Genomic DNA, 20,813 nt, shown 5'->3' with positions numbered 1-20,813 from the left:
TCGGTTTAATCCGCCAACCCCGCCGGGCGGGCGTCCAAAGTCCGAAAAACTTCCGCCATCTCTTCCAGAAGCCGGGCGTTGTCCGCCTCGGTTCCAATGCTAATCCGCAAATACCGCGGCAACCCGAAGGCCGCCCCGTCCCGGACGATCACTCCCCGCCGCAGAAGGCTTTCAAACACTGCGGTGGATGAGTGCGGAACCTCAACGAGGATGAAATTCGCCTCGGTGGGAACACATCGGCATCCCAGGGCTTCCAGCCCTTCATACAACTGCCGCTTGCCCGCCCGGTTGACTTCGAAGCTTTTCCTGCGGTGCTCCTCATCCCCGAGGGCCGCCACCGCCGCCGCCTGAGCCACGGCATTGACGTTGAAAGGTTCCCGCACCCGATTGATCACCTGGATGATTTCCGGATCGGCGAGGGCATACCCCACGCGCAGCGCCGCCAAGGCGTACAGCTTGCTAAAAGTGCGCAGGACCACCACCGGGGCCCCTTCCCGAAGCAGAGGCAGCCCATGGCCGTAATCTTCGGCCTCAACATACTCGTGATACGCCTCGTCGAGGACCACCAGCACGTGATCCGGAACCCGACGAACCAAATCCGTCAAAGTTTTCTCCGGAATGTACGTGCCCGTCGGGTTGTTCGGCGTACACAAATACATCAGTTTGGTCCTCGCCGTCACCGCCTCGAGAATGCGTTCGGGGTTATACTGAAATCTTTCGTCCAGGGGAACCGCCACCGTCCGGCCCGCCATCACCTGGGTGGCAAACCAATACTCCGAAAAGGACGGCGACGGCACGATCACTTCATCCCCGGGCTCCACAAAAGACTCGGCGATCAACTTGATCAGCTCATCCGAGCCATTGCCCATCAAGACCCCCGCTTCGGGCACCCCGTAGAATTCAGCGAGGGCGCGGCGCAACATCACGGCCCCTCCATCCGGATAGCGGTGCAGATTGGCCGCTGCCTGAACCAGCACTTCCTGAACCTTCGGAGACGGCCCGAGGGGGTTCTCGTTAGACGCCAGCTTCACCACATCTTTCAAGCCAAACTCTCGCTGGACCTCTTCAATCGGTTTTCCCGGTACGTAAGGCTCGATGCCCATAATGGCGGGCCGTGCCCGGGATCCGATGATTCCGGCCATCCCCTTCACTCCTTTCATCCTGGGCCATGCTGAACCTTCCGCCGCAACTTTGATAAAATGAAAAAGGAGCCGCACCCCAAGGGGCGAAGCACGGCTCCGCGGTACCACCCTAGTTGACGGCACAGTCGCCGCCCACTCACGCGCCCCAAAAAAGGGGCGCCGTCCAATAACGAGGACGCTCCGGTCCGAACTACTCGGCCCCACGGGCCTTTCCCCCGGACGGCCCAGGAGTGAACTTCAGCGGCGTTTCCCCGGGAACGCTTCCAGTCTCCGGCGCTCCCTCCCTGTGGGTTCCCGACGCCTACTCTCTCCTGCATCGCCATCAGCCTTCTACTTGGCGAGCATTATAACATAGACAGCAGTGGGCGGCAATAGGAAAAAGGTTGATTTTCTCATTGGGAGGGGTTCGCATGCTCACCTTGTCCGACATCCAGGAGGCCCGGCACACCCTTGGCGATATCGCCCGAAGGACGCCGCTGCATTTGACACACACCTTTAGCCGTCTTGCAGGATGCGAGGTATGGCTGAAACTTGAAAACCTCCAAAAGACTGGATCCTTCAAAATCCGCGGATCGTACAACAAAATCCGCCGTCTGCCTGAAGACGCGAAAAAACATGGGGTAATCGCCGCATCGGCGGGAAACCACGCCCAGGGGGTAGCCTATGCCGCCGCCCGGGCGGGAATTCCCAGCACCGTGGTGATGCCCGAAGGCGCCGCCCTTTCCAAAATCAAAGCAACCACCGATTACGGCGCCCGGGTGCTCCTGCACGGCGCGGATTATGACGCCGCCCAGACTTTCGCCCAACAGTACCGGGAGGAAACTGGAGCGGTGTTCATTCACGCCTTTGACGACCCCGACATCGTGGCGGGTCAGGGGACGGTGGGCTTAGAAATCCTGGAACAATGTCCCGATCTAGAGGCCATAGTCGTTCCCATCGGGGGTGGAGGGCTCATCGCCGGCATTGCCGTGGCGGCCAAATCCATCAAACCGACGATTCAACTATATGGCGTGGAGGCGGAGGGCGCCGCTTCCATGAAAGCTTCTCTCAAAGCCGGAACACCCGTGGGGCTTTATTCCGCGCACACCCTGGCCGACGGGATTGCCGTAAAAAAACCCGGCCGACTCACCCTGCGATTGGTTCAGGCATACGTGGACGACGTGATCGTGGTCAGCGACGTGGAAATCGCGAGGACAATGTTGCTCTTGCTCGAACGCTACAAACTCTTGGTCGAAGGATCCGGTGCCGCCGCCCCCGCCGCGCTCCTCTTCCATAAACTGCCCTTGGCCGGAAAAAAAGTCGCGGCAGTCGTCAGCGGCGGGAACGTGGACGGCACCGTTCTGAGCCGCATTCTGCAGTACGGCCTGGCCGAAGCCGGACGCTATGTGCGCCTTCAAACGGTAATCCCGGATCGCCCCGGCGCCCTTCAGGGGCTCCTCAGCGTCATCGCGGAACTCCGGGCCAACGTTCTCACGGTTTCTCATCGGCGGATGGGCCCCTCGATTCCCCCGGGGTTCACAGAAGTGGAATTAGAACTGGAGACCCGGGACCCGGATCACGTCGGTCACGTGGAGCGCTCCTTACGGAAGAAAGGGTATCAGGTGGTTCTCCGCTAAGAACGACCCCTCTCAGCCTGGAATCCTTTCGCCCGAACAGGCCAGGTGAGGGCCGGGGGGACGGGCCTGGCGTCGAGCAGGAGAATCGCCCCCGCCGGACGAATACTGGTTCGACTATCCCAGCAAAACCGTCTTTCCGGAAGGAGCGATGGGGATGGACCTCATGTCGGAAATTGGCCTGGCTGGAGCCCCCCGAATCCCGGCCGCCACTCCCTCGCCGCTTGGCTCCACCACAGCTCGGCCAACGGGAGCCCACAATCCCTCGACCTTTGGCGATCATCTGGATCAAGCACTCGGATCGCGCCCAGGGGCGACGTCTGGAGTTCTATCCCCACCCCCAAAGGAAGCCGAAAGGGCCGCAACGCCGCAAGCGGTTTCCTCCAATGCCCCGTCCCAAGGTTCCGCCGCGGGGATCAAGGCGTGGCTCGACCTGGTGCGAATCTGGGCCGCAGCGCGGATGGCCGCTCTGCCCGATGCCGGAGGCTCTTCCGATCCAAGCAGCCCTCTGAGCCAAGGAGACAGCTTTGGCGCGGACCTTTTGCCCTTCGTGATCCAAGCCCTCTCGGCCTCTGGATCTTCCACCGGGGCCGCGCCGGTCTTGCCCATGTTGTTCGGCGCCACATCCGAAACCGCAGCCCTCGCCCCGGTGGCGAACGGATCCCCGGCCCCACCCGGCACCGGGCGCTGGGATGCCCTCATCCAGAATGTCGCCGCCCGGCGGGGGCTGGATCCGGCCCTACTCCGGGCGGTCATGATGGCCGAGAGCGGCGGCAATCCGGCGGCCCGCTCTCCAGCCGGTGCCCTGGGGCTGATGCAACTGATGCCCAGCACGGCCCGGGCTTTGGGGGTCGATCCTCTCGACCCCGCCCAAAACCTGGATGGGGGAGCCCAATACTTGCGAAGCCTTCTGGATCGGTACGGCGGGGACGTGCTGAAGGCGACGGCCGCCTACAACGCTGGGCCCGGAGCCGTGGACCGGTACGGGGGCATCCCTCCTTATCAGGAAACCCAGGCCTACGTCCGGCGCATCCAGCAACTGTACGCGCGCTATGTATGAAGGCTCGGCCCGCCGTGAAGGTCTGGGTCCTTCGGGACCCGTTCCCGTCCTTCTTAAATCAGGTAAAACCCAATCCCCATAATCACGTAGGCTCCGAGCGCCATTGCCCCCTCCAGCCAATTCGATTTGCCATCCAAGGAGAGGAGGGTAATCAACGCCACCCCGAGAACCATGGCCGCGATCTCGGGCCAAGAGAACACCAAGGTCATCGGATTCCCCACGGCCAGACTGGTGAACACCAACAGCGGGGCGACGAACATCGCAATTTGCAGGCTGCTGCCGATGGCAATCTCCAGGCTCACATCCATCCGGTCCCGCCAGGCCATCAATACAGCGGAACTGTGCTCCGCCGCATTGCCGATGATGGCCACCACGATCACCCCGATAAACACGTCCGACCAACCAAAAGCTTTTGATACGTGCTCAATCGTTCCCACCAAGATCTCACTTTCATAGGCCACGGCCAAAGTGGCGGCCACCAGCACCCCGAGAGACCGCGCCATGCCCCAAGGAGCTTCTTCAGCTGATAGATCTTGGGTGTAATTAAAGATGTTCCGGTGGGTAAACAGGCTGAAAAATAGACCCAACAGGTAAAGCAACCAAGTGATGATCGCCACTCCGACGCTCAGTTCCAACCCAATGGCCGGCCGCTGCAGGGTGAAAATGGCAGGAATGACCAAAGCGATGACCACGCCGATCATCATCATGGAGGCATTGGTGCCCGCGGCCAGTCGGTTAAAGGTCTGGATAGGATATCGCATGCCTCCGATCAAAAAGCTCAGCCCTGCCACCAGGAGAAGATTGCCGAGGATAGATCCGGTAAGAGAAGCCTGCACCACTTGAACCAGACCTTGCCGAATCGCAAAAAAACCGATGATCAGCTCCACGGCATTCCCAAAAGTGGCGTTCAACAGCCCCCCGATCCGAGGCCCACTGCGAATGGCAATGCTCTCTGTCGCCTGTCCCATGAGTCCGGCCAAGGGAATAATGGCGAGACATGCCAGCCAAAACAACAAGATCTCAGACCAATGCAACCACTCGCCGATCACCGTCAAGGGCAAAGAAATGACCAATAGCCACACCATCCACCGACTCAATAATCCATCTCCTCCTCCCGCCTTCATCTCTCCGTCATGGTACCACGTTCCGCTGTACGCCTGCAAAAGAAGAGCCCGAAAAAAAAACCGCGCCACCGGCGCGGCCCCAAGTTCGCATTTCGTAAAATTCGCACCAACCATCACCCCGGCGTTTCACGCCGCCGGTCTCTATTCTGCACCGATCCCCGTTTGAGAGCGTACAAACAGCTCGGCAAACCGCCGATCTGAATCTTTTTCGGCGGGCTGCAGGTACGTCCCCAACCACGCGGCCAAGAATCCCAGGGGAATACTGACCACCCCGGGGTTTTGGAGCGGGAAAATGGCCGATTTCGCATCCATCACCGCCGGGCTGATAAACACCAGGACGAGGGAAGAAATCAGTCCCACGGCCATCCCCGTCACCGCTCCGGCGGTGTTAAACCTCTTCCAGAAGAGGGAGAAGATGAGCACCGGCACATTGGCGCTGGCCGCGACCGCAAAAGCCAAAGCCACCATGTACGCCACATTCCAGTTCCGGGCCAGAATGCCCAGGGCAATGGCCGCCACGCCCACCACCAAGGACGTATACCGCGCCACCCGCACCTGCTCACTTTCTGTCGCCTGTCCCCTGCGAATGACATTGGAATAAAAATCATGGGCGAAGGCCGATGAAGCCGCAATGGTCAGCCCGGCCACCACCGCCAGAATCGTGGCAAAAGCCACCGCAGCGATAAAGGCCATCAAGAAGTCGCCGCCGAGGTGCTGGGCCAAAAGTGGCGCCGCCATGTTGCCGCCTTTGTCCAGTTTGAGAATTTCGTCTTTACCCACCAAGGCAGCAGCCCCAAAACCAAGAAATGTGGTCATGAGATAAAATCCCCCGATGATGACCGTGGCCCACACTACCGATTTGCGCGCTTCCTTGGCGGTGGGCACAGTATAAAACCGGATCAGAATGTGGGGCAATCCCGCTGTCCCCAAGACCAGCGCTAAACCCAAAGAAATCTGGTCAATGGGATTCTTAAAGCGCAACCCCGGCTCCAAATAGGAGGGGCCGTACTTGTCGACCACAGCCTGAAACATTTCCCAGACGCTGAAGTGAAAATTCATCAGCACCAGGAAACTGATGACGATCGTTCCGCCCATGAGCAGTACCGCTTTGACGATCTGCACCCAAGTGGTGGCGAGCATTCCCCCGAACACCACGTACAGGACCATCAGCACGCCGATGATCAAAATGGCCATGGTGTAATCGAGGCCGAGCAGCAGGTGAATCAAACCGCCCGCGCCTACCATCTGGGCGATCATATAAAACGTGCTGATCACTAGGGTGCTCAGGGCCGCCATGGATCGCACCGGGGCCGGGGTCAACCGAAACGACACCACGTCGGCCATTGTGTATTTACCCGAATTACGCAACGGTTCAGCCACGATCAAGAGCACAGTGAGATACGCAACCAGCCAGCCCACCGAGTACATAAACCCGTCATAGCCACTCAACGCGATCATGCCCGAGATTCCAAGAAACGACGCTGCGCTCATGTAGTCCCCGGAGATAGCCAGGCCGTTCTGCCACCCCGTGAGGGACCTGCCCGCGGCATAAAACTCCGAGGTTGTCCGGGTTCTGCGCGACGCCCAATACGTAATTGCCAAAGTAATGAGAACAATAATGCCAAACAAGATAAATGCGGAATTCATTCGCCCCCACCTCTCACTTCCTGGGCCACTTTTTCGGCCATCCGGTCAAACTGGTTCGCTTTGCGCACGTACAGCCAAGCGAGTCCCCAAACCATGACGAACTGCGACAATGCAAACACGTACCCAAAGTTGATCGCTCCGGAGACTTTAACGGCCATCAGCGACTTGGCCCATCCAGCAAAGGAAGGCAGGAGGAAATAATACACGAGAAAGAACACCACGGCCGGGACGAGGAAACGTTTTTTCTCCTCGATCAACCGCCGGAACGCTGGAGAGGATGCCACTTCTTCCCAATTGTGTGATGCCTCGACTCGCTTTTCTACAGACCTCATCCTCGGATCAGCCATACGATCCCTCCTTTAAGATTATTTCCACTACATAGCATACTATAGTCTGTCGATCAACCTCCGTCAAGGTCGACTTTTTGTAATCAGTGCTGACGCATGAACCGGTGTAGAAAAAATTCGGAGGCAGCTGAGGCGGCCCCGGACTCTGAATCCCTTCTGCCTGTAGGGTGTCCCTGTAAAGGAGAATCGCCCTGAATGACGGGAAAATCTATTTCTGTTGATTATTGGATCCCCAGAGGTTACAGCTCCCCTCCCCCACAGAACGATGTTGCAAGATATTCCTGTTAAAACGCCATCGTCAGCCGCGGAGGACCTTGGCAACGCGCCAGCAGCCAGTCCCGATCCATCCACCCCTGCGTCCAGCTTTCGTACAGAAACTTCAACGTCCCGCTAAAGCCCAGTTCCCGCACTTTCTTCATCAGCCCTTCGGTATGCAAGGCCATGACGTTCACCAGATGGCCGAGGTGCATCAGCACGTGCCAGTTTCGCATCGCCGTCCAGTCGGTGGAGTACAGGTGCTCATACTCGTATCCCCGGTGCTTCTCCGTCAGGATCTGTTCCTCAATGTCCCATCGGTGGCGTGCCGCACGATTGCAGCGGTTCACCACATTTTGTGCCGTCAGCGGCTGCCCGGACACCCACGCCCAATGCGCCTCCTGCTGCTTCCCCCCCTCTTCCCAAAACTCTGTACATCCCAGGACATGCACCTTAAGCCGACGGTGCGCCCCGGAAGCCTCCCTGAAATCATAGTCGATCTGATTGATCCACCAAAAGATTTGCTCGCGATTGCCCCACCGGTGTCTCCGCTCGTTGGGTTCGATCTTTCTCAAGCCTTTGACCTCTTCCCACACACTGGGCAAACAGCTTTGGGGCAGGACAAACATAAAGTCCAGATGCAGATCCCGACACAGCGCCATCATCGGCCCGTTGGGGTACAGCCCGTCGGCCACCACCAAGATCCGCAATTTGGGAAACATCTTGCGCAGGCGGGTCAGCAGCCGTTTGCAGGCCTTCAGTTCACTGTCTTGCTTCTCGAACTCCTGCTGCTCAGCCGCATTCTCGCAAAACTCCGTGAGAAACGGGAGGACCACCCCTTGAGGGCTGACAAGGCTAGCCTCCAGGGCATAGGCCATGGACGAGACCTGGTTCTCCCCGTGCCGACGATGCAAAGCCTCCGAGGCCCAGGGCTGCCCCCGACTCGCCTTTTGGGTGCCGTCTATGGCGATCACGTATTGCTTCTCGACCAACAGCGCCTTCAGTCGTCCCGACCGCAGAAGGCGCTTCACCGTCGCCGTCATCACCTCCTCGAGCTCCCCCGGATTGATCCGTTCCAAGATCCGCTGCACCGTGTCCATATGCGGGATGGTTTCCACCTCCGGAAAGATCTCCCGAAAGTGTTCCCAAAACGTTGGACGCGTCAGTTCCCGATTGGCTCTTCTGCGGGAGGCATACTGAAAGATAAACATGAACAGCCCAAACGTCAGAAGCACAGTCAGTTTGTGCCGAATGCTCCCCGGACGTCGGGGGTCGGCAATCCGTGAAAACTTCTCCATCAAGCCCGGCAACAACGCTCGCCAAACCGGCAACTGGGCTTCCACGGCCGTTTGCCGGTCCGCTCGCTCCTCCTCGCTGTTTCGATACGAGCTTTTCCGATTCGGAAGGGTCCAGGGGTGAATCGACTCGGGATTCCGAAGCGTCATCTCGATTCCCCCCACTCGTCTTCCACAAGCTGTGGAAAGGGTTCGACCAACCGCTTCCGCCAGTCCCGCACCAGCGGATAGACCCAGATCGATTTCACGGACGTTCCATACTCGAAGAATCGATCCTGTCTTCCTCGTCCCGCCGTCTTCCCGATCTCGATCCAGTTGGCCGCTCGGTAGCAAGTTCCTGGATATTGGGGTTCGATAAACGTCTCCAGAAGAACCGGTTCAAACCCATAGCGCGCCTTCCAATCCGCTCGAATCCGCCGGGCCGCCAACGCAAGCGCATGACTGGCCAGATGGGGAATCTGTACACCCGGCAGAATCAGAAACCGATTGTTGTTCACGATTCGTGGGCGATACCGCCTGCGCTGCTCCGCCGCCCATCCGATCCACTGATCCCGTGCAGCCAGGGCCTTCGCCGCAGCCCCAAACAACATCGCCCCCACAATGACCGGTCCGTTTGGTCCCTGTGCCCGGATCCAGTACTGGATGCGGGCCCCGATCCCACGAAGGTACCCCAACGGGTGATACGCCGCCATGGTCGCGTTCCAGTCTGCCCGTTCTTCCGGACGGACCGGCTCCACGATGACCGGAAGGACATCCCGCAGGCACGCCTGAAGCTGGGTTTGTACCACCCCCCCTCTTCGTTCCCGGCACCCTCGGGGACCCTGGGCTCGCAAGGGCGGAAGAGTAATCACTCCTTTTTGCTCGAGTTTTAGAAGCAGCTTGTGGCAGGCTTCGACTTTCAGCCGGCCATTCGGGGACTTCCACGGCAGATTCTCACACAAGGTCGCCGCGATTTCCTCTCGACTCAAGCGGGAAAACCGCTGGACCGTGTTTCGAATCAATTCCAGGTCCGCCTCGCGAAACTCTCGGTCGCCAATCCAAAAGGGTACGTCCATCTGAGACTCACCTCTCGACATCATCTCCAAGGTTATCATCTCAGATGGGCTCAGAACTGTCCAGTCGTATTTGCAATCAAATTTTCTTGAGACACGCTCTGAAGTCAAGCGTCCCAAGGGCTTCCCGGTTCATGCGTCAGCACTGTTTTGTAATAAACTAGCTTCACTAAAGCGATCGATTCGAAAGAGCGATCCGCTGGCCCTCGACGAAAAACCCAGGTGCTTTTGTCGCCACCGATGGGATACGGTATAATACGATCGTGAAATGATCAGAGGAGGATGGACAATGGCCACGGAGAAGCTGATTGTCGATGCATTTATTGAGATTCCCACGGGCAGCCAGAACAAGTATGAGTACGACAAAGAAAAGGGCGTCTTCCGCCTGGACCGGGTGCTCTATTCACCGATGCATTATCCGACCGAGTACGGATACATACAAGAGACATTAGCAGAAGATGGAGATCCCCTCGACATCTTGGTCCTGACCACTTTTCCCACTTTTCCCGGGTGTGTCATCGAGTCTCGGGTGGTCGGGGTGTTGCTGATGACGGACGACAAAGGGAAGGATGAGAAGCTCCTGGGGGTGCCTACGGACGACCCCAGGTGGAAACAAGTGCAATCCCTCGAAGACGTTCCACCCCACATCCTCGATGAGATCGCCCATTTCTTTTCCGTGTACAAGCATTTGGAAGGAAAAAAGGTGACGGTGGACGGGTGGAGAGGAATTGAAGATGCCGGTCGTCTCCTCGACGAAGCCCGGCAGCGCTACAAAGGTTAAAGGTTCGTGGTCAGCCCCCGCCCGACAACCGGGAGGGGGGCTCGGTCAGGGAATGGGTGATCCTCCGCATCGCCTCGTCAGCCGAACATGCGGAAACCCCGCCTTCTGAGCGTCCGGATCACGAGACCGCTGGCCGTTGCCCCCACAGCGCCGATGATGACCAGGGTCCAGTCAAAGGGCCGAAGGGCCCCCGACGTGCGGATCAAGACGTAGACCACCAAGGCCGCGTACAAGACGAGGCTCGTCCACCAGGGTGTCAACATGTCAATGATAAAGCCGAGGCCGAAGGTGACCACAAGGGTTAACAATGATAAAATCACCAACATAGCGATCATCCTGGCGCCTTCCTTTCCGGTTCATCTTTTCGCTGTTTTGCGGCGCCGGAGCGCCGGAGGTCGGTTTCAGTGTGCCAAGGATCGCTGCGAATGTCAAACCGACCCGAGGAGTGGGAAAGAGGTGGGATGGGGTGGGAACACGGGATCAGGACGTATGGCTCGGTGTGGCGGGCCGCCTGGAGCGAAAAGGCAAGATCCTCGTGGTCAAAAGGACTTATGGACCCACACGAGGTTTGTGGACGTTGCCCGGAGGGTTCGTACACGGCGGGGAGACCCTGGAAGAAGCGGTGGCCCGGGAGATTCACGAGGAGACCGGATGCCGCGGGGAGGCAACTGGCATTATCGCCGTTCGATCTGGGGTGTTGCGAAACGGCAAGCACGACACATTGATCGTTCTGACTTTAAAAGACATGGACCCGGACATTGAACCCCGCCCGGACGGCCGGGAGATCTCCGAGGCCGCCTTTCTGACCCCGGAGGAGATTCTCGCTTCCCCGGAAAGTGCCGAATTCCTGGTCGCGTCCACCCGAGCCTCGGCCGCTTTGACCGTCCAGCCGCTGGATCTATTCAGGGATTATGGGTACGTGAGTTGCCGCATCTACGGCTGATTGTCGAGAAATCCAACCGGCCGGTTGATCGGCCGCAGGGGGAATCACCACCGCCTGCGGCCGGACCGGATCTCACCGGCGATTCGTGAAAACGGCCGCCAGGCGGCCGCGGCGTCGGTCAGCGGTGCTTGAAATTCGGGGCCCGCTTCTCCAGGAATGCCTGCACCCCTTCCCGGACATCCTCGGTCTGAAAAATTTCATCAAAGAGTTGCGCCTCGAGCTGGAGACCTTCTTTTAGGGATTGTTCCAGGCCTTGATCGACCAGTCGTTTGATCCGGCCAAGGGACATCAAGCTGCGTTGAGTGATCGTTTTGGCCAGGTTTTTTGCGGCTTCCATCACCTGATCGTCCGGCACCACCTGGTTCACCAGCCCAATCTGTCGAGCTTCGGCAGCCGAGACAGGATCGCCGGTAAACATCATCTCTTTCGCTTTGGCCTCGCCAACCAGGCGCGGCAGGCGCTGGGTCCCCCCTGCCCCCGGAAAGAGTCCCAATTTCACCTCGGGAACCCCGAGTTGCGCGCTTTCCCCGGCGATGCGCATGTCGCAGGCGAGGGCGAGCTCGAGACCGCCGCCCAGGGCGTAGCCGCGAATGGCGGCAATCGTCGGTTTTGGCAGGTCATCCAAGCGGTTCAACACGTCATGCAGCTGCCGGGACATCTCTCCGGCGGCTCCGGGTTTCATCCGCTGGGGAAATTCCTTAATATCGGCCCCGGCCATAAACGCCCGGGTTCCCGCGCCGGTGACAATCACGGCCACCACGTCGGGATCTTCGGCGATCTCGTCCACACACTCCCCAAGCTCCCGGCCCACCTGTTCACTCATGACATTGAGAGGCGGGTTGTCCACGGTGATGACCGCATAGCCTTCTTCTTTCGTCCACTGAACCTTTGTGCGCTGGCTCATCCTTCGCCCTCCGTTTCATACTTTCTCGGGTGCCGGCGGCACCGATGGCGGGTCCCCCCACCGAACTCCGGCCCCTCGGCAGATCGCCCGCGAATTAAGTATTTCCACACGCCGGGGCAAATTCCTGCCCGTTCTGACCACCGCGCCCGTTCCTCTGTCCCCGATCCCGTTCGCCTCCTCAGATATTCCGGAAAAAATCCGTGCACCACCCGCGTCCCCGTGGTACTCTTATAGAGGTGGGAAGGCGCACCGTCCGCGGAGCAGGTCAATTGCCGAGGATCACACAGGCGCGCCGCAGGTCAGTTTCTGGATGGGGGTTGGCATGCTCGAACTGGTTCTTTTTGATGTAGACGGCGTCTTGCTCAGCGAAGAGCGATATTTTGACGGATCGGCGTTAGCAGTGTGGGAGCTTTTGTACAGCCCCCGGTACCTCGGTTTAGAAGGTTCTTTTACCGCAAATCCGTCGGAAGAACAGATCCGCGTGGTTCGCGAAAAGGTTTTTTTGAACGATAAAATCCTTCACGCCCTCAAAGGCAAGGGGGTCAACTCCAACTGGGACATGGTCTACCTGTCGTTTTCGTACCAACTCCTGCAGGGACTGCAGGAATTTTCCTCTCATGACCGGGCCCAGGTGCGGTCTTGGCTGGAGTCCCCCATCGACGGAAAAATTTTGCCCGAAATCGGCGGGCGGCTGCGGGACATCGGATTCCAACCGGATTTTGCCGCCTTTCTGGACACCCTTCAGAACACCGACGCAGTTCAACATGGGCTGCTCCGGGCGTTAAACGATTGGGCCCGGGAGTGGACGGGCGTGCCCACCGATCAGTTCGGCCGGACGAGCGCCCTGTGGTCGGTCACGATGCACGTTTTCCAGGAGTGGTACTTGGGGGCCGAACATTACCGCGAACGGTATGGGGAGGCGCCCCGGGAGGAGAAACGGGGATTTTTGTACGATGAAATTCCGATCCGGCCCGCCGAGGAGATCCGGGAAATCCTGGAATGGCTGAGGGATCGGGAACTGCTCCTGGGAATGGGGACCGGGAGGCCGAGGATGGAAACGCGGATCCCCCTGTCGGCGCTTCAGTTGCTCGATACTTTTGAGCCCAACCGGATTGTGACAGCGGACGACGTGCTGGAAGCGGAAAATGCCGCTCCCCAGTATGCACCCCTGGCCAAACCCCATCCTTTCACCTATCTGCGGGCCATTGTTCCGGACGAACCCGCTTTGCGGCTTTTACGGCGCCCCCTGCCCCTGACCGGGGCGGATCGCATTCTGATCGTCGGCGACTCCTTGGCCGATTGGCTGGCCGCGGGAAAAATCGGCTGCCGATTCGCCGCCACCCTGACGGGCCTCAGTGGACAAGAAGCCCGGGCGACGTTTGAAAAGCGGGGGGTCCGTTGGATTGTTGACGACGTGACCCAGCTGCCCGACGTTTTAAGCGGGATCCTCAACCGGTGACACCCGTTCCGAAGGCAAGAGCGAAAGTCTTCGGGCCCCTCACAACGGGCAAAAACTCCCCGGACGCGACAAACCCCCTGGCAGATGGGTTCTGTCCAGGGGGTGTCGTGGGGAGCCGCTGGAGACCCGTGTCCCGGCGGGCAACCCCCTCCTCTGTGCGGCCACCCGTTGACCTAGTGGTAGCTGCCGCCCCACCCACCTTTTCCGGCCTGGGCCTGGGAGGTCGGTTCTTCCGTCTCCACCACTTCGGCCAGGGTCAAACTTCCCAAGGCCTTGGTGATGCCTTCATTCAGTTTCACCCACACCTTCCGGGTGTGACAGATGGGGGTGCGCTCGCACCACATGTCCCCGTTCTCCTCGTCGACACACCCGATCAAAAGCAGAGATCCCTCCAGCACCCGGACCACTTCCCCCACAGACACCCGGTCGGGAGATTGGGCCAGCAGAAAGCCTCCATTGACCCCCCGCACGCTTTTCACGATCCCCGCCCGGCGCAACAGCACCATGATCTGGTCGAGAAACGGCTCGGGAATCCCTTCGATCTCCGCGATTTGTCGAGTGGACATGGGAGCTCCGCCGGAGCGCTCCGCCAACGTCACCAAAGCCCGCAATCCGTACTCGGTGCGGTTCGATAATTTCACGGGCGATACCTCCCGTTCTCGTCACACATCATCATCGTCGATCCAGATCCCCCCGTCCCGGACCGTCACCTCGTAGGTCTGAACCGGGGTGAAAGCCGGGAGGTGAACGGCGGCACCGGTCCGCACGTCGAACCGCCCGCCGTGTTTGGGACACTGTACAATATACCCTTCCAACGTCCCTTCGCTGAGGGAAGCCGTGGCGTGGGTGCAGAGGTCTGCGGTGGCATAATACTCGTCACCGACCCGGTACAGGGCCAGATCCGCCTCCCCCAACTGCACCCGCTTCATCTGTCCCGGCTCCAGCTCTCCCACCGATGCGATTTTCACCAACGCCATCTTTTCGACTCCTTTGTCCAGCTCCACCCCGGGCCTCCGCCGCCGGTCCCGGCGGCGCGGTCGGCACCCGGGTCCCGCACTGTTTCGGCCTTCGCCGGATCAGCCGATGGAGCCTTCCATTTCGAACTTGATCAACCGGTTCATCTCGACGGCGTACTCCATGGGCAGCTCCCGGGTAAAGGGCTCGATGAAGCCCATCACAATCATCCGGGTGGCCTCTTCCTCGCTCAATCCCCGGCTCATCAGGTAGAAAAGCTGCTCTTCACTCACCCGGGAAACTGTGGCCTCATGTTCCAACGTGATATCATCATTCAAAATCTCGTTCACCGGCACGGTATCGGAAGTCGAGTTTTCATCCAGGATGAGGGTGTCACACTTGATGTTCGCTTTGGCCCCCTGGGCTCGGGGCGAAAAATGCGCCAAACCCCGGTAGGTCGTCTTCCCCCCCTGTTTGCTGATCGACTTCGAAATGATCGTCGAGGTGGTGTCCGGTGCCGCGTGTACCACCTTGGCTCCGGCGTCTTGGTGCTGCCCCTTGCCCGCCACCGCGATGGAAAGGACCGTCGCTTTGGCCCGGGGCCCCATCATATAGACCGCCGGGTACTTCATGGTCAGCTTCGAACCGATGTTGCCGTCCACCCACTCCATCGTGGCGTCGGCGTAAGCCACCGCCCGCTTGGTCACCAGGTTGTAGATGTTCGGCGCCCAGTTCTGGATCGTGGTGTACCGACACCGGGCCCGATCCTTCACGATGATCTCCACCACCGCGCTGTGCAGGGAATCGGTGCTGTAGATCGGCGCCGTGCACCCTTCGACGTAATGCACGAAACTGTCTTCGTCGGCGATGATCAACGTCCGCTCGAACTGCCCCATGTTTTCGGAGTTAATCCGGAAATACGCCTGAAGGGGCACATCGCATTTCACCCCTTTCGGGACGTAAATAAAGCTCCCGCCGCTCCACACCGCGGAGTTCAGAGCCGCGAACTTATTGTCCTCGGGGGGCACCACCGTGGCAAAATACTCTTTGAACAGCTCGGGATACTCCCGCAGGGCAGTATCGGTGTCGGTAAAGATGACGCCCTGCTCCTCCAAATTCTTCTGGATGCTGTGATAAACGACTTCAGATTCGTACTGGGCCGATACCCCCGCCAGGAACTTTCGTTCCGCCTCGGGAATACCCAGGCGGTCGAAGGTCGTTTTGATCTCTTCGGGTACGTCCTCCCAGGTCTTGCCCTGCCGCTCGGTGGGTTTTACATAGTACGTGATGTCGTCAAAATTGAGTTCCGACAGATCGCCACCCCAGGTCGGCAGGGGCTTTGAGAGGAAAATTTCCAGGGACCGGAGGCGGAAGTCGGTCATCCAGCCCGGCTCATTTTTCATCATCGACAGCTCTTCCACCACTTTGCGGTTCAAGCCCTTCTGAAACTTGACCACCGCGATGTCCGGATCGCGAAATCCGTACTGGTACTCCTCAAGCTCCGGGATCACCTTCGCCATTTCAGTCCCTCCCCGCATATTATCGATTCATTGGACGTGTCATTGCGATCCGGCCGCCCCGTCACCGCCGTCCGCGCCGCCACCGCGGTTCTTTTCGATTTCCGCCGCCCGTTCCAGGGCGTTCCACGCGAGCAGCGCGCATTTCACCCGGGCGGGAAATTTCGACACCCCTTGAAGCGCCTCCAGGTCGCCGAGGCCCTCGGAGTCGGTTTCTTCTCCCCGAATCATGCGGTGGAACGAATCCGATAAAGCGAGGGCATCGTCGAGCTTCTTTCCCCGAATCGCCTCGGTCATCATCGACGCCGACGCAATGCTGATGGAACAGCCGACCCCCTCGAACCGCACATCCCGCACGACATCCCCATCCACGGCCAACTGTAAGGTGACGTCGTCTCCGCAGGTGGGGTTGTGGAGGTGGACACTCACCGCGTCCCCTTCTAACTGGCCGCGGTTTCTGGGGTGCTGATAATGGTCCATAATTACCTGGCGGTATAGGTCATCCAACTGCATGGGTAAAAAACTCCTTTGCTTTCATCAGGGCGGCGACCAGGCCGTCGACGTCCTCCTCAGTGTTATAGAAATAAAAGCTCGCCCGGGCTGTCGCCGCTGCCCCGAGTTCCCGCATCAGCGGCTGGGCGCAGTGATGTCCCGCCCGGATGGCCACCCCCTCGGCATCCAAGACCGTCGCCACATCGTGGGGGTGAACGCCTTTGAGGTTGAAGGTCACCAACCCCACCCGGTGTCCGGCGTCGGGGCCGTAAATCACGAGTTCCGGAATCTCCTCCAGCCGTTCCATGGCCAGGCGAATCAATTCCTGCTCCCGCCCCTGAATCGTGTCCATGCCGATCTCCGTCAGGTAGTCTACCGCCGCCCCAAGGCCCACAGCCCCGGCGATGTTGGGCGTCCCGCCCTCAAAACGCCACGGCGATTCCTTCCAGGTGGACCGATATCGTTCAACCACCTCGATCATCTCACCGCCGTAATAAATGGGCTCCATCTCCGACAGCCAGCGCCGCTTTCCGTACAGCACGCCAATCCCCGTCGGCCCGCACATTTTGTGCCCGGAGAAAGCGAGAAAATCGCACTCCAGTTCCTTCACGTCCACCGGTTGGTGGGGCACGCTCTGGGCGCCGTCCACCACCATCACCGCCCCGTGCCGGTGGGCGATGGCGGCCATCTCCCGCACCGGGTTGATGGTCCCCAAGACATTCGAGATATGGGCCACCGCCACGATCTTTGTCCGGTCGGTGATCGTCTCCTCGACATCGGCCAGATTCAGGGTCCCATCCTTCTGCAAGGGGATATATTTTAACGTCGCCCCAGTGGCGATCGCCAATTGCTGCCAGGGAATCAAATTACTATGATGTTCCATGGGGGTGATGACGATCTCGTCCCCCTCGCTCACCAACCGGCGGCCGAGACCGGAAGCCACCAGATTCAAACTTTCGGTGGTGCCCCGGGTAAAGACGATTTCATCCGCCGAGGCTGCCCCGATGAACCGAGCCACCTTTTCCCGGGCTCCTTCGTAGGCATCGGTGGCCTTGGCGGCCAAGGCGTACACTCCCCGATGGACATTGGCGTTCTCCTCCCGATAATACCGGGCGATGCGTTCGATCACCGGCAGAGGCTTCTGGGATGTGGCCGCGCTATCCAGATAAACGAGGCGCTTGCCGTTCATCGGCTGTGATAAAATGGGAAAATCCTGTCGGATGTCGCGCAGGTTCATCGGGCCATCTTCCTCTCCACCAGACGTTCCATCCAGCCCTTCACGTCAGCCAGAGGCAAGCGGTCGATCACCGGATCCAAAAACCCTCGAACGATGAGCCGTTTCGCCTCATCCTCGGGAATTCCCCTGGACATCAAATAGTACATCTGCTCGGCATTGATCTTCCCGACGCTGGCGGCGTGATCCGCCTTGACGTCGTTCTCGTCGATCAGCAACATGGGAATGGCGTTCGCCCGGGCCTTGGGGCTGAGCAAGAGCAATCCCTCGGCCTGGTGGCCGTCGGTGCCCACCGCCCCTTTCTCGATGCCTGTCACCGCCCGGAACACCAGGTCTGAGCGATCCAGGGCCACCCCCCGGGCCAGAATATCGCTCACCGTAAACCGCCCCCGATGCACCATGTGAAGGGTCAGGTCGAGATGTTGGCGGCCCGTGCCCACGGCCACCACCTTCGCCTCGGACCGGCTGCCGGGGCCCTCCAGGTTCGTCCCGTACTCGGCTACTAAATAAGCTTCCCCCATCTCCCCGATGGCCCAATCCAATCGGGCGTCTCGGGCCGTCCGCCCCCGCCGGGTGAGAAATCCGGTGACCTCCCGGGGCAAATCTTGCAACGTGGCGACCCGGAGTTCGCCGTTTGCCTCCACGAGGTACTCATCCACCACCGCCGTGGAGGCGCCCTCCTGCCCCAGCTCTGTGCCCGACCACGTCTCCACGAGAGTGAGGGAAGCCCCCTCTTCCACCACGGCCAGGACCCGGGGGAATATCGGGTTTCGCGGGTCCTCCCAGCGATACGAAATAAGGACCGGCGCCTCAACCCGCACCCCTTTGGGGACATACACGAACAGCCCGGCGTTCCAACAAGCACTCTGAAGGGCTGTCCAGCGGTTTTCTCCCGGGGATACGAGGCTTCCCAAGGTCCTGCGCACCACCTCTTCCCGTTCCCGGGCGGCGGTGGACAAATCCGCCACGTATACCCCGCGGTCATCCAAGGACGCCTGAAGATGGATACGGGGACGGCCGGACCCGGAGAACACCGCCGTTGCCGCCGCTTCCGCCCTGTCCGGCCCGGCGAGCTGATCCTCCGCCACACCGAATGTGGAATTCCCAGACTGCAAAGCAACGCCCGCGTCGGCCTCCATCCGCCACTTTTCCTCAAAACTTCGCTTTCCGAGATCGCTGCGTTCCAGCTTTGGCATCGGAAGCCGGGTATACCGGTCCCACGACTCCAGCCTCCACTCCCGCAGCCACGCGGGTTCTCCCCGCTCCTGGGCCAACCGCTCCACCGCGGCCCGGTCGATCTGAATCACCTGTCCCACCGTCATTGCGCCATTCCCTCCCCCTTCACGACTGAGACGCCACCGTGTGGTCCTCGATGCCGAGCTCCTGTTTGAGCCAATCGTATCCTTTGGCTTCTAATTCTTCAGCGAGCTCGCGGCCGCCCGAGCGGACGATCCGCCCTTGCATCATCACGTGGACCCGGTCGGGGACAATGTATTGCAACAGGCGCTGGTAATGGGTGATGATCAACACGCCGAGCTCGGGACCCCGCAAGTCGTTGACCCCTTTCGCCACGATCTTCAAGGCGTCGATGTCCAAGCCCGAGTCGATTTCATCGAGAATCGCGATTCGGGGCTTCAACATCGCCATCTGAAGAATCTCGTTCCGCTTCTTCTCGCCTCCGGAGAACCCTTCGTTTAAATAACGTTCTGCGAAGGAGGGATCCATCTCCAGAGCGGCCATCTGTTTCTGCAGTTCCCGGTGAAAACGGAGCACCGGGATTTCGTTCCCCTCACCTCTTCGGGCGTTGAGCGCCAAACGGAGAAAATTCGCGTTGCTCACCCCCGGAACCTCGCTGGGGTATTGCATCGCGAGGAACAGTCCCTTTCGGGCTCGTTCGTCAACTTTCATCGCCAGGAGGTCTTCACCGTCCAGCCATGCCCGCCCTTGGGTGACTTCATATTTTGGATGGCCCATCAGTGCCGAGGCCAAGGTGCTTTTGCCGGTGCCGTTTGGCCCCATGATGGCATGCACTTCACCCCCGCGCACTTCCAGGTCCACACCCTTGAGAATCTCCGTGCCCTCCACAGAGACGTGCAGTTGTTCAACTTTCAACCACGGCTGATTGGCCATCCCCTGTCCTCCTCATCTGAAAAAGGTGCCCCACCCTTTATCGTATCGCCCAATCGTCATCAAATCATGACTGAAACAGTCACCTTTTGCTTTACAGGATACCACACCGCGCGCAGAATGCAAGCTCTGGGCCACCGCAGAGACCGGGAGAAGCGATCAGAACATGTAGCGCATGGCGAGCTTGGCTTCTTCCGACATCTTTTCCGGAGACCAGGGGGGATCGAACGTCAACTCCACGTCCACGTTATCCACGCCGTCTAACTCCGAAACCCTTTCTTGGATCTGTCGCTTCAACAGATCAAAAATCGGGCAGCCCATGGCCGTGAGGGTCATGGTGACGTGCACGTCCCCGCCGTTCACCTGGATATCATAGACCATACCCAAGTTGACAATGTCGATCTGCAACTCGGGATCGTATACCTCGGTCAAGACCTCTCGCACTTCGTCCACCGTTGCCATTCTCCGCCACTCCTTTCGCCGGGTTCCCGCGCTCTCCTCCGGGCAGCGCCGTCCTTCGGCCTGCCGCCCAAGACTTCGGCTTTACCCGTTATAGGTATTATGCGACATCCTGGCTGATGGCGTAAAGATCAACGATTGGAGGCCGAACTGGCGATGTGAAAAAGGCGCCGACACGGCGCCTCTTTCGGCGATCCCCCCGCGCGACTGTATCCCTGCCTGAACGCGAAAGGACCGCTCACCCCCAACATACGCACGGACATCCGGGAATGTCATCCGCCCCGGGCAATCCGGGCCATGGCCCGGAACGACGAGCGTCCGTCCCGACATAGGCTAAAGGGAACCCGAAGAAGGAGGGAATGCCATGTCCGAATCAACACCGTCCTACCCCTTTTACTACATGGCGCC

The 20,813-nt window shown here is 59.7% G+C and carries 21 protein-coding genes; 5 read left to right on the top strand and 16 right to left on the bottom strand.

Annotation, left to right across the window (positions count from 1 at the left end; genetic code table 11):
* Nucleotides 1-5: 5 nt before the first annotated feature.
* Nucleotides 6-1,142 (bottom strand): histidinol-phosphate transaminase, encoded by a 1,137-nt coding sequence (gene hisC, locus BTUS_RS02990; RefSeq protein WP_013074650.1) that lies wholly within the window; start codon nucleotides 1,140-1,142, stop codon nucleotides 6-8.
* A 410-nt stretch (nucleotides 1,143-1,552) separates the two neighbouring features.
* Here hisC and ilvA point away from each other — a divergent pair, with 410 nt between their 5' ends.
* Nucleotides 1,553-2,758, top strand: a complete 1,206-nt coding sequence (gene ilvA / locus BTUS_RS02985; protein WP_013074648.1) for a threonine ammonia-lyase — start codon at nucleotides 1,553-1,555, stop codon at nucleotides 2,756-2,758.
* Nucleotides 2,759-3,215: 457 nt separating this feature from the next.
* A complete protein-coding gene (locus BTUS_RS19055; RefSeq protein ID WP_083780289.1) occupies nucleotides 3,216-3,815 on the top strand; it encodes a lytic transglycosylase domain-containing protein in 600 nt (199 codons plus the stop codon).
* A 53-nt stretch (nucleotides 3,816-3,868) separates the two neighbouring features.
* Here BTUS_RS19055 and cax read toward each other — a convergent pair whose 3' ends face one another.
* From cax to BTUS_RS02955, 5 genes are all read right to left on the bottom strand, one after another.
* Complete coding sequence (cax, locus tag BTUS_RS02975) at nucleotides 3,869-4,939, bottom strand: calcium/proton exchanger (RefSeq protein ID WP_174260403.1); 1,071 nt, start codon at nucleotides 4,937-4,939, stop codon at nucleotides 3,869-3,871.
* Between the two features lie 141 nt (nucleotides 4,940-5,080).
* Nucleotides 5,081-6,586, bottom strand: coding sequence for a solute symporter family protein (locus tag BTUS_RS02970; RefSeq protein ID WP_013074645.1), 1,506 nt, complete (start codon nucleotides 6,584-6,586; stop codon nucleotides 5,081-5,083).
* On the bottom strand, nucleotides 6,583-6,933 hold the full coding sequence (locus BTUS_RS02965; protein ID WP_013074644.1) for a DUF485 domain-containing protein: 351 nt from the start codon (nucleotides 6,931-6,933) through the stop codon (nucleotides 6,583-6,585). The genes BTUS_RS02970 and BTUS_RS02965 overlap by 4 nt, the downstream gene beginning before the upstream one ends.
* Before the next feature lie 284 nt (nucleotides 6,934-7,217).
* Nucleotides 7,218-8,633, bottom strand: a complete 1,416-nt coding sequence (locus tag BTUS_RS02960) for a transposase family protein (protein ID WP_013074643.1) — start codon at nucleotides 8,631-8,633, stop codon at nucleotides 7,218-7,220.
* Nucleotides 8,630-9,538 carry a Druantia anti-phage system protein DruA gene (locus BTUS_RS02955; RefSeq protein WP_013074185.1) on the bottom strand — a complete coding sequence of 303 codons (909 nt, stop codon included), beginning with the start codon at nucleotides 9,536-9,538 and terminating at the stop codon, nucleotides 8,630-8,632. The genes BTUS_RS02960 and BTUS_RS02955 overlap by 4 nt, the downstream gene beginning before the upstream one ends.
* A 286-nt stretch (nucleotides 9,539-9,824) precedes the next feature.
* Between BTUS_RS02955 and BTUS_RS02950 the strand changes: the two genes are divergently transcribed.
* Nucleotides 9,825-10,316 (top strand): inorganic diphosphatase, encoded by a 492-nt coding sequence (locus BTUS_RS02950; RefSeq protein ID WP_013074642.1) that lies wholly within the window; start codon nucleotides 9,825-9,827, stop codon nucleotides 10,314-10,316.
* 77 nt (nucleotides 10,317-10,393) lie between these two features.
* Here BTUS_RS02950 and BTUS_RS02945 read toward each other — a convergent pair whose 3' ends face one another.
* Entirely contained in the window at nucleotides 10,394-10,651 is a 258-nt protein-coding gene (locus BTUS_RS02945; RefSeq protein WP_013074641.1) for a YuiB family protein, read from the bottom strand.
* A 131-nt stretch (nucleotides 10,652-10,782) separates the two neighbouring features.
* Between BTUS_RS02945 and BTUS_RS02940 the strand changes: the two genes are divergently transcribed.
* On the top strand, nucleotides 10,783-11,259 hold the full coding sequence (locus BTUS_RS02940) for an NUDIX hydrolase (RefSeq protein WP_013074640.1): 477 nt from the start codon (nucleotides 10,783-10,785) through the stop codon (nucleotides 11,257-11,259).
* 118 nt (nucleotides 11,260-11,377) lie between these two features.
* Here the strand turns inward: BTUS_RS02940 and BTUS_RS02935 are convergent, their stop codons facing one another.
* On the bottom strand, nucleotides 11,378-12,163 hold the full coding sequence (locus BTUS_RS02935; protein WP_013074639.1) for an enoyl-CoA hydratase: 786 nt from the start codon (nucleotides 12,161-12,163) through the stop codon (nucleotides 11,378-11,380).
* 322 nt (nucleotides 12,164-12,485) lie between these two features.
* Between BTUS_RS02935 and BTUS_RS02925 the strand changes: the two genes are divergently transcribed.
* Nucleotides 12,486-13,622 carry an HAD family hydrolase gene (locus BTUS_RS02925; protein WP_013074638.1) on the top strand — a complete coding sequence of 379 codons (1,137 nt, stop codon included), beginning with the start codon at nucleotides 12,486-12,488 and terminating at the stop codon, nucleotides 13,620-13,622.
* A 173-nt stretch (nucleotides 13,623-13,795) separates the two neighbouring features.
* Here the strand turns inward: BTUS_RS02925 and BTUS_RS02920 are convergent, their stop codons facing one another.
* From BTUS_RS02920 to BTUS_RS02885, 8 genes are all read right to left on the bottom strand, one after another.
* Nucleotides 13,796-14,263 (bottom strand): RrF2 family transcriptional regulator, encoded by a 468-nt coding sequence (locus tag BTUS_RS02920; protein WP_013074637.1) that lies wholly within the window; start codon nucleotides 14,261-14,263, stop codon nucleotides 13,796-13,798.
* Nucleotides 14,264-14,284: 21 nt separating this feature from the next.
* Nucleotides 14,285-14,599 (bottom strand): non-heme iron oxygenase ferredoxin subunit, encoded by a 315-nt coding sequence (locus BTUS_RS02915; RefSeq protein ID WP_041304809.1) that lies wholly within the window; start codon nucleotides 14,597-14,599, stop codon nucleotides 14,285-14,287.
* Between the two features lie 99 nt (nucleotides 14,600-14,698).
* A complete protein-coding gene (gene sufB / locus BTUS_RS02910) occupies nucleotides 14,699-16,096 on the bottom strand; it encodes a Fe-S cluster assembly protein SufB (protein WP_013074635.1) in 1,398 nt (465 codons plus the stop codon).
* Between the two features lie 39 nt (nucleotides 16,097-16,135).
* Nucleotides 16,136-16,606: a Fe-S cluster assembly sulfur transfer protein SufU gene (gene sufU, locus BTUS_RS02905; protein WP_013074634.1), complete on the bottom strand. Its 471-nt coding sequence runs from the start codon at nucleotides 16,604-16,606 to the stop codon at nucleotides 16,136-16,138.
* Complete coding sequence (locus BTUS_RS02900; RefSeq protein ID WP_013074633.1) at nucleotides 16,593-17,822, bottom strand: cysteine desulfurase; 1,230 nt, start codon at nucleotides 17,820-17,822, stop codon at nucleotides 16,593-16,595. The genes sufU and BTUS_RS02900 overlap by 14 nt, the downstream gene beginning before the upstream one ends.
* Nucleotides 17,819-19,141: a Fe-S cluster assembly protein SufD gene (gene sufD, locus BTUS_RS02895; protein WP_013074632.1), complete on the bottom strand. Its 1,323-nt coding sequence runs from the start codon at nucleotides 19,139-19,141 to the stop codon at nucleotides 17,819-17,821. The genes BTUS_RS02900 and sufD overlap by 4 nt, the downstream gene beginning before the upstream one ends.
* 19 nt (nucleotides 19,142-19,160) lie before the next feature.
* The gene (gene sufC / locus BTUS_RS02890) at nucleotides 19,161-19,949 is read right to left on the bottom strand and encodes a Fe-S cluster assembly ATPase SufC (RefSeq protein ID WP_013074631.1); all 789 of its coding nucleotides are present in this window, start codon (nucleotides 19,947-19,949) and stop codon (nucleotides 19,161-19,163) included.
* A gap of 156 nt (nucleotides 19,950-20,105) precedes the next feature.
* A complete protein-coding gene (locus BTUS_RS02885) occupies nucleotides 20,106-20,408 on the bottom strand; it encodes a metal-sulfur cluster assembly factor (protein WP_013074630.1) in 303 nt (100 codons plus the stop codon).
* Between the last annotated feature and the right edge of the window lie 405 nt (nucleotides 20,409-20,813).

Source organism: Kyrpidia tusciae DSM 2912 (genome assembly GCF_000092905.1).
Taxonomy (GTDB): Bacteria; Bacillota; Bacilli; order Kyrpidiales; family Kyrpidiaceae; genus Kyrpidia; species Kyrpidia tusciae.
The sequence above is the reverse complement of the archived record's forward strand: the minus strand, read 5'-3'. Positions and strand labels throughout refer to the sequence as shown.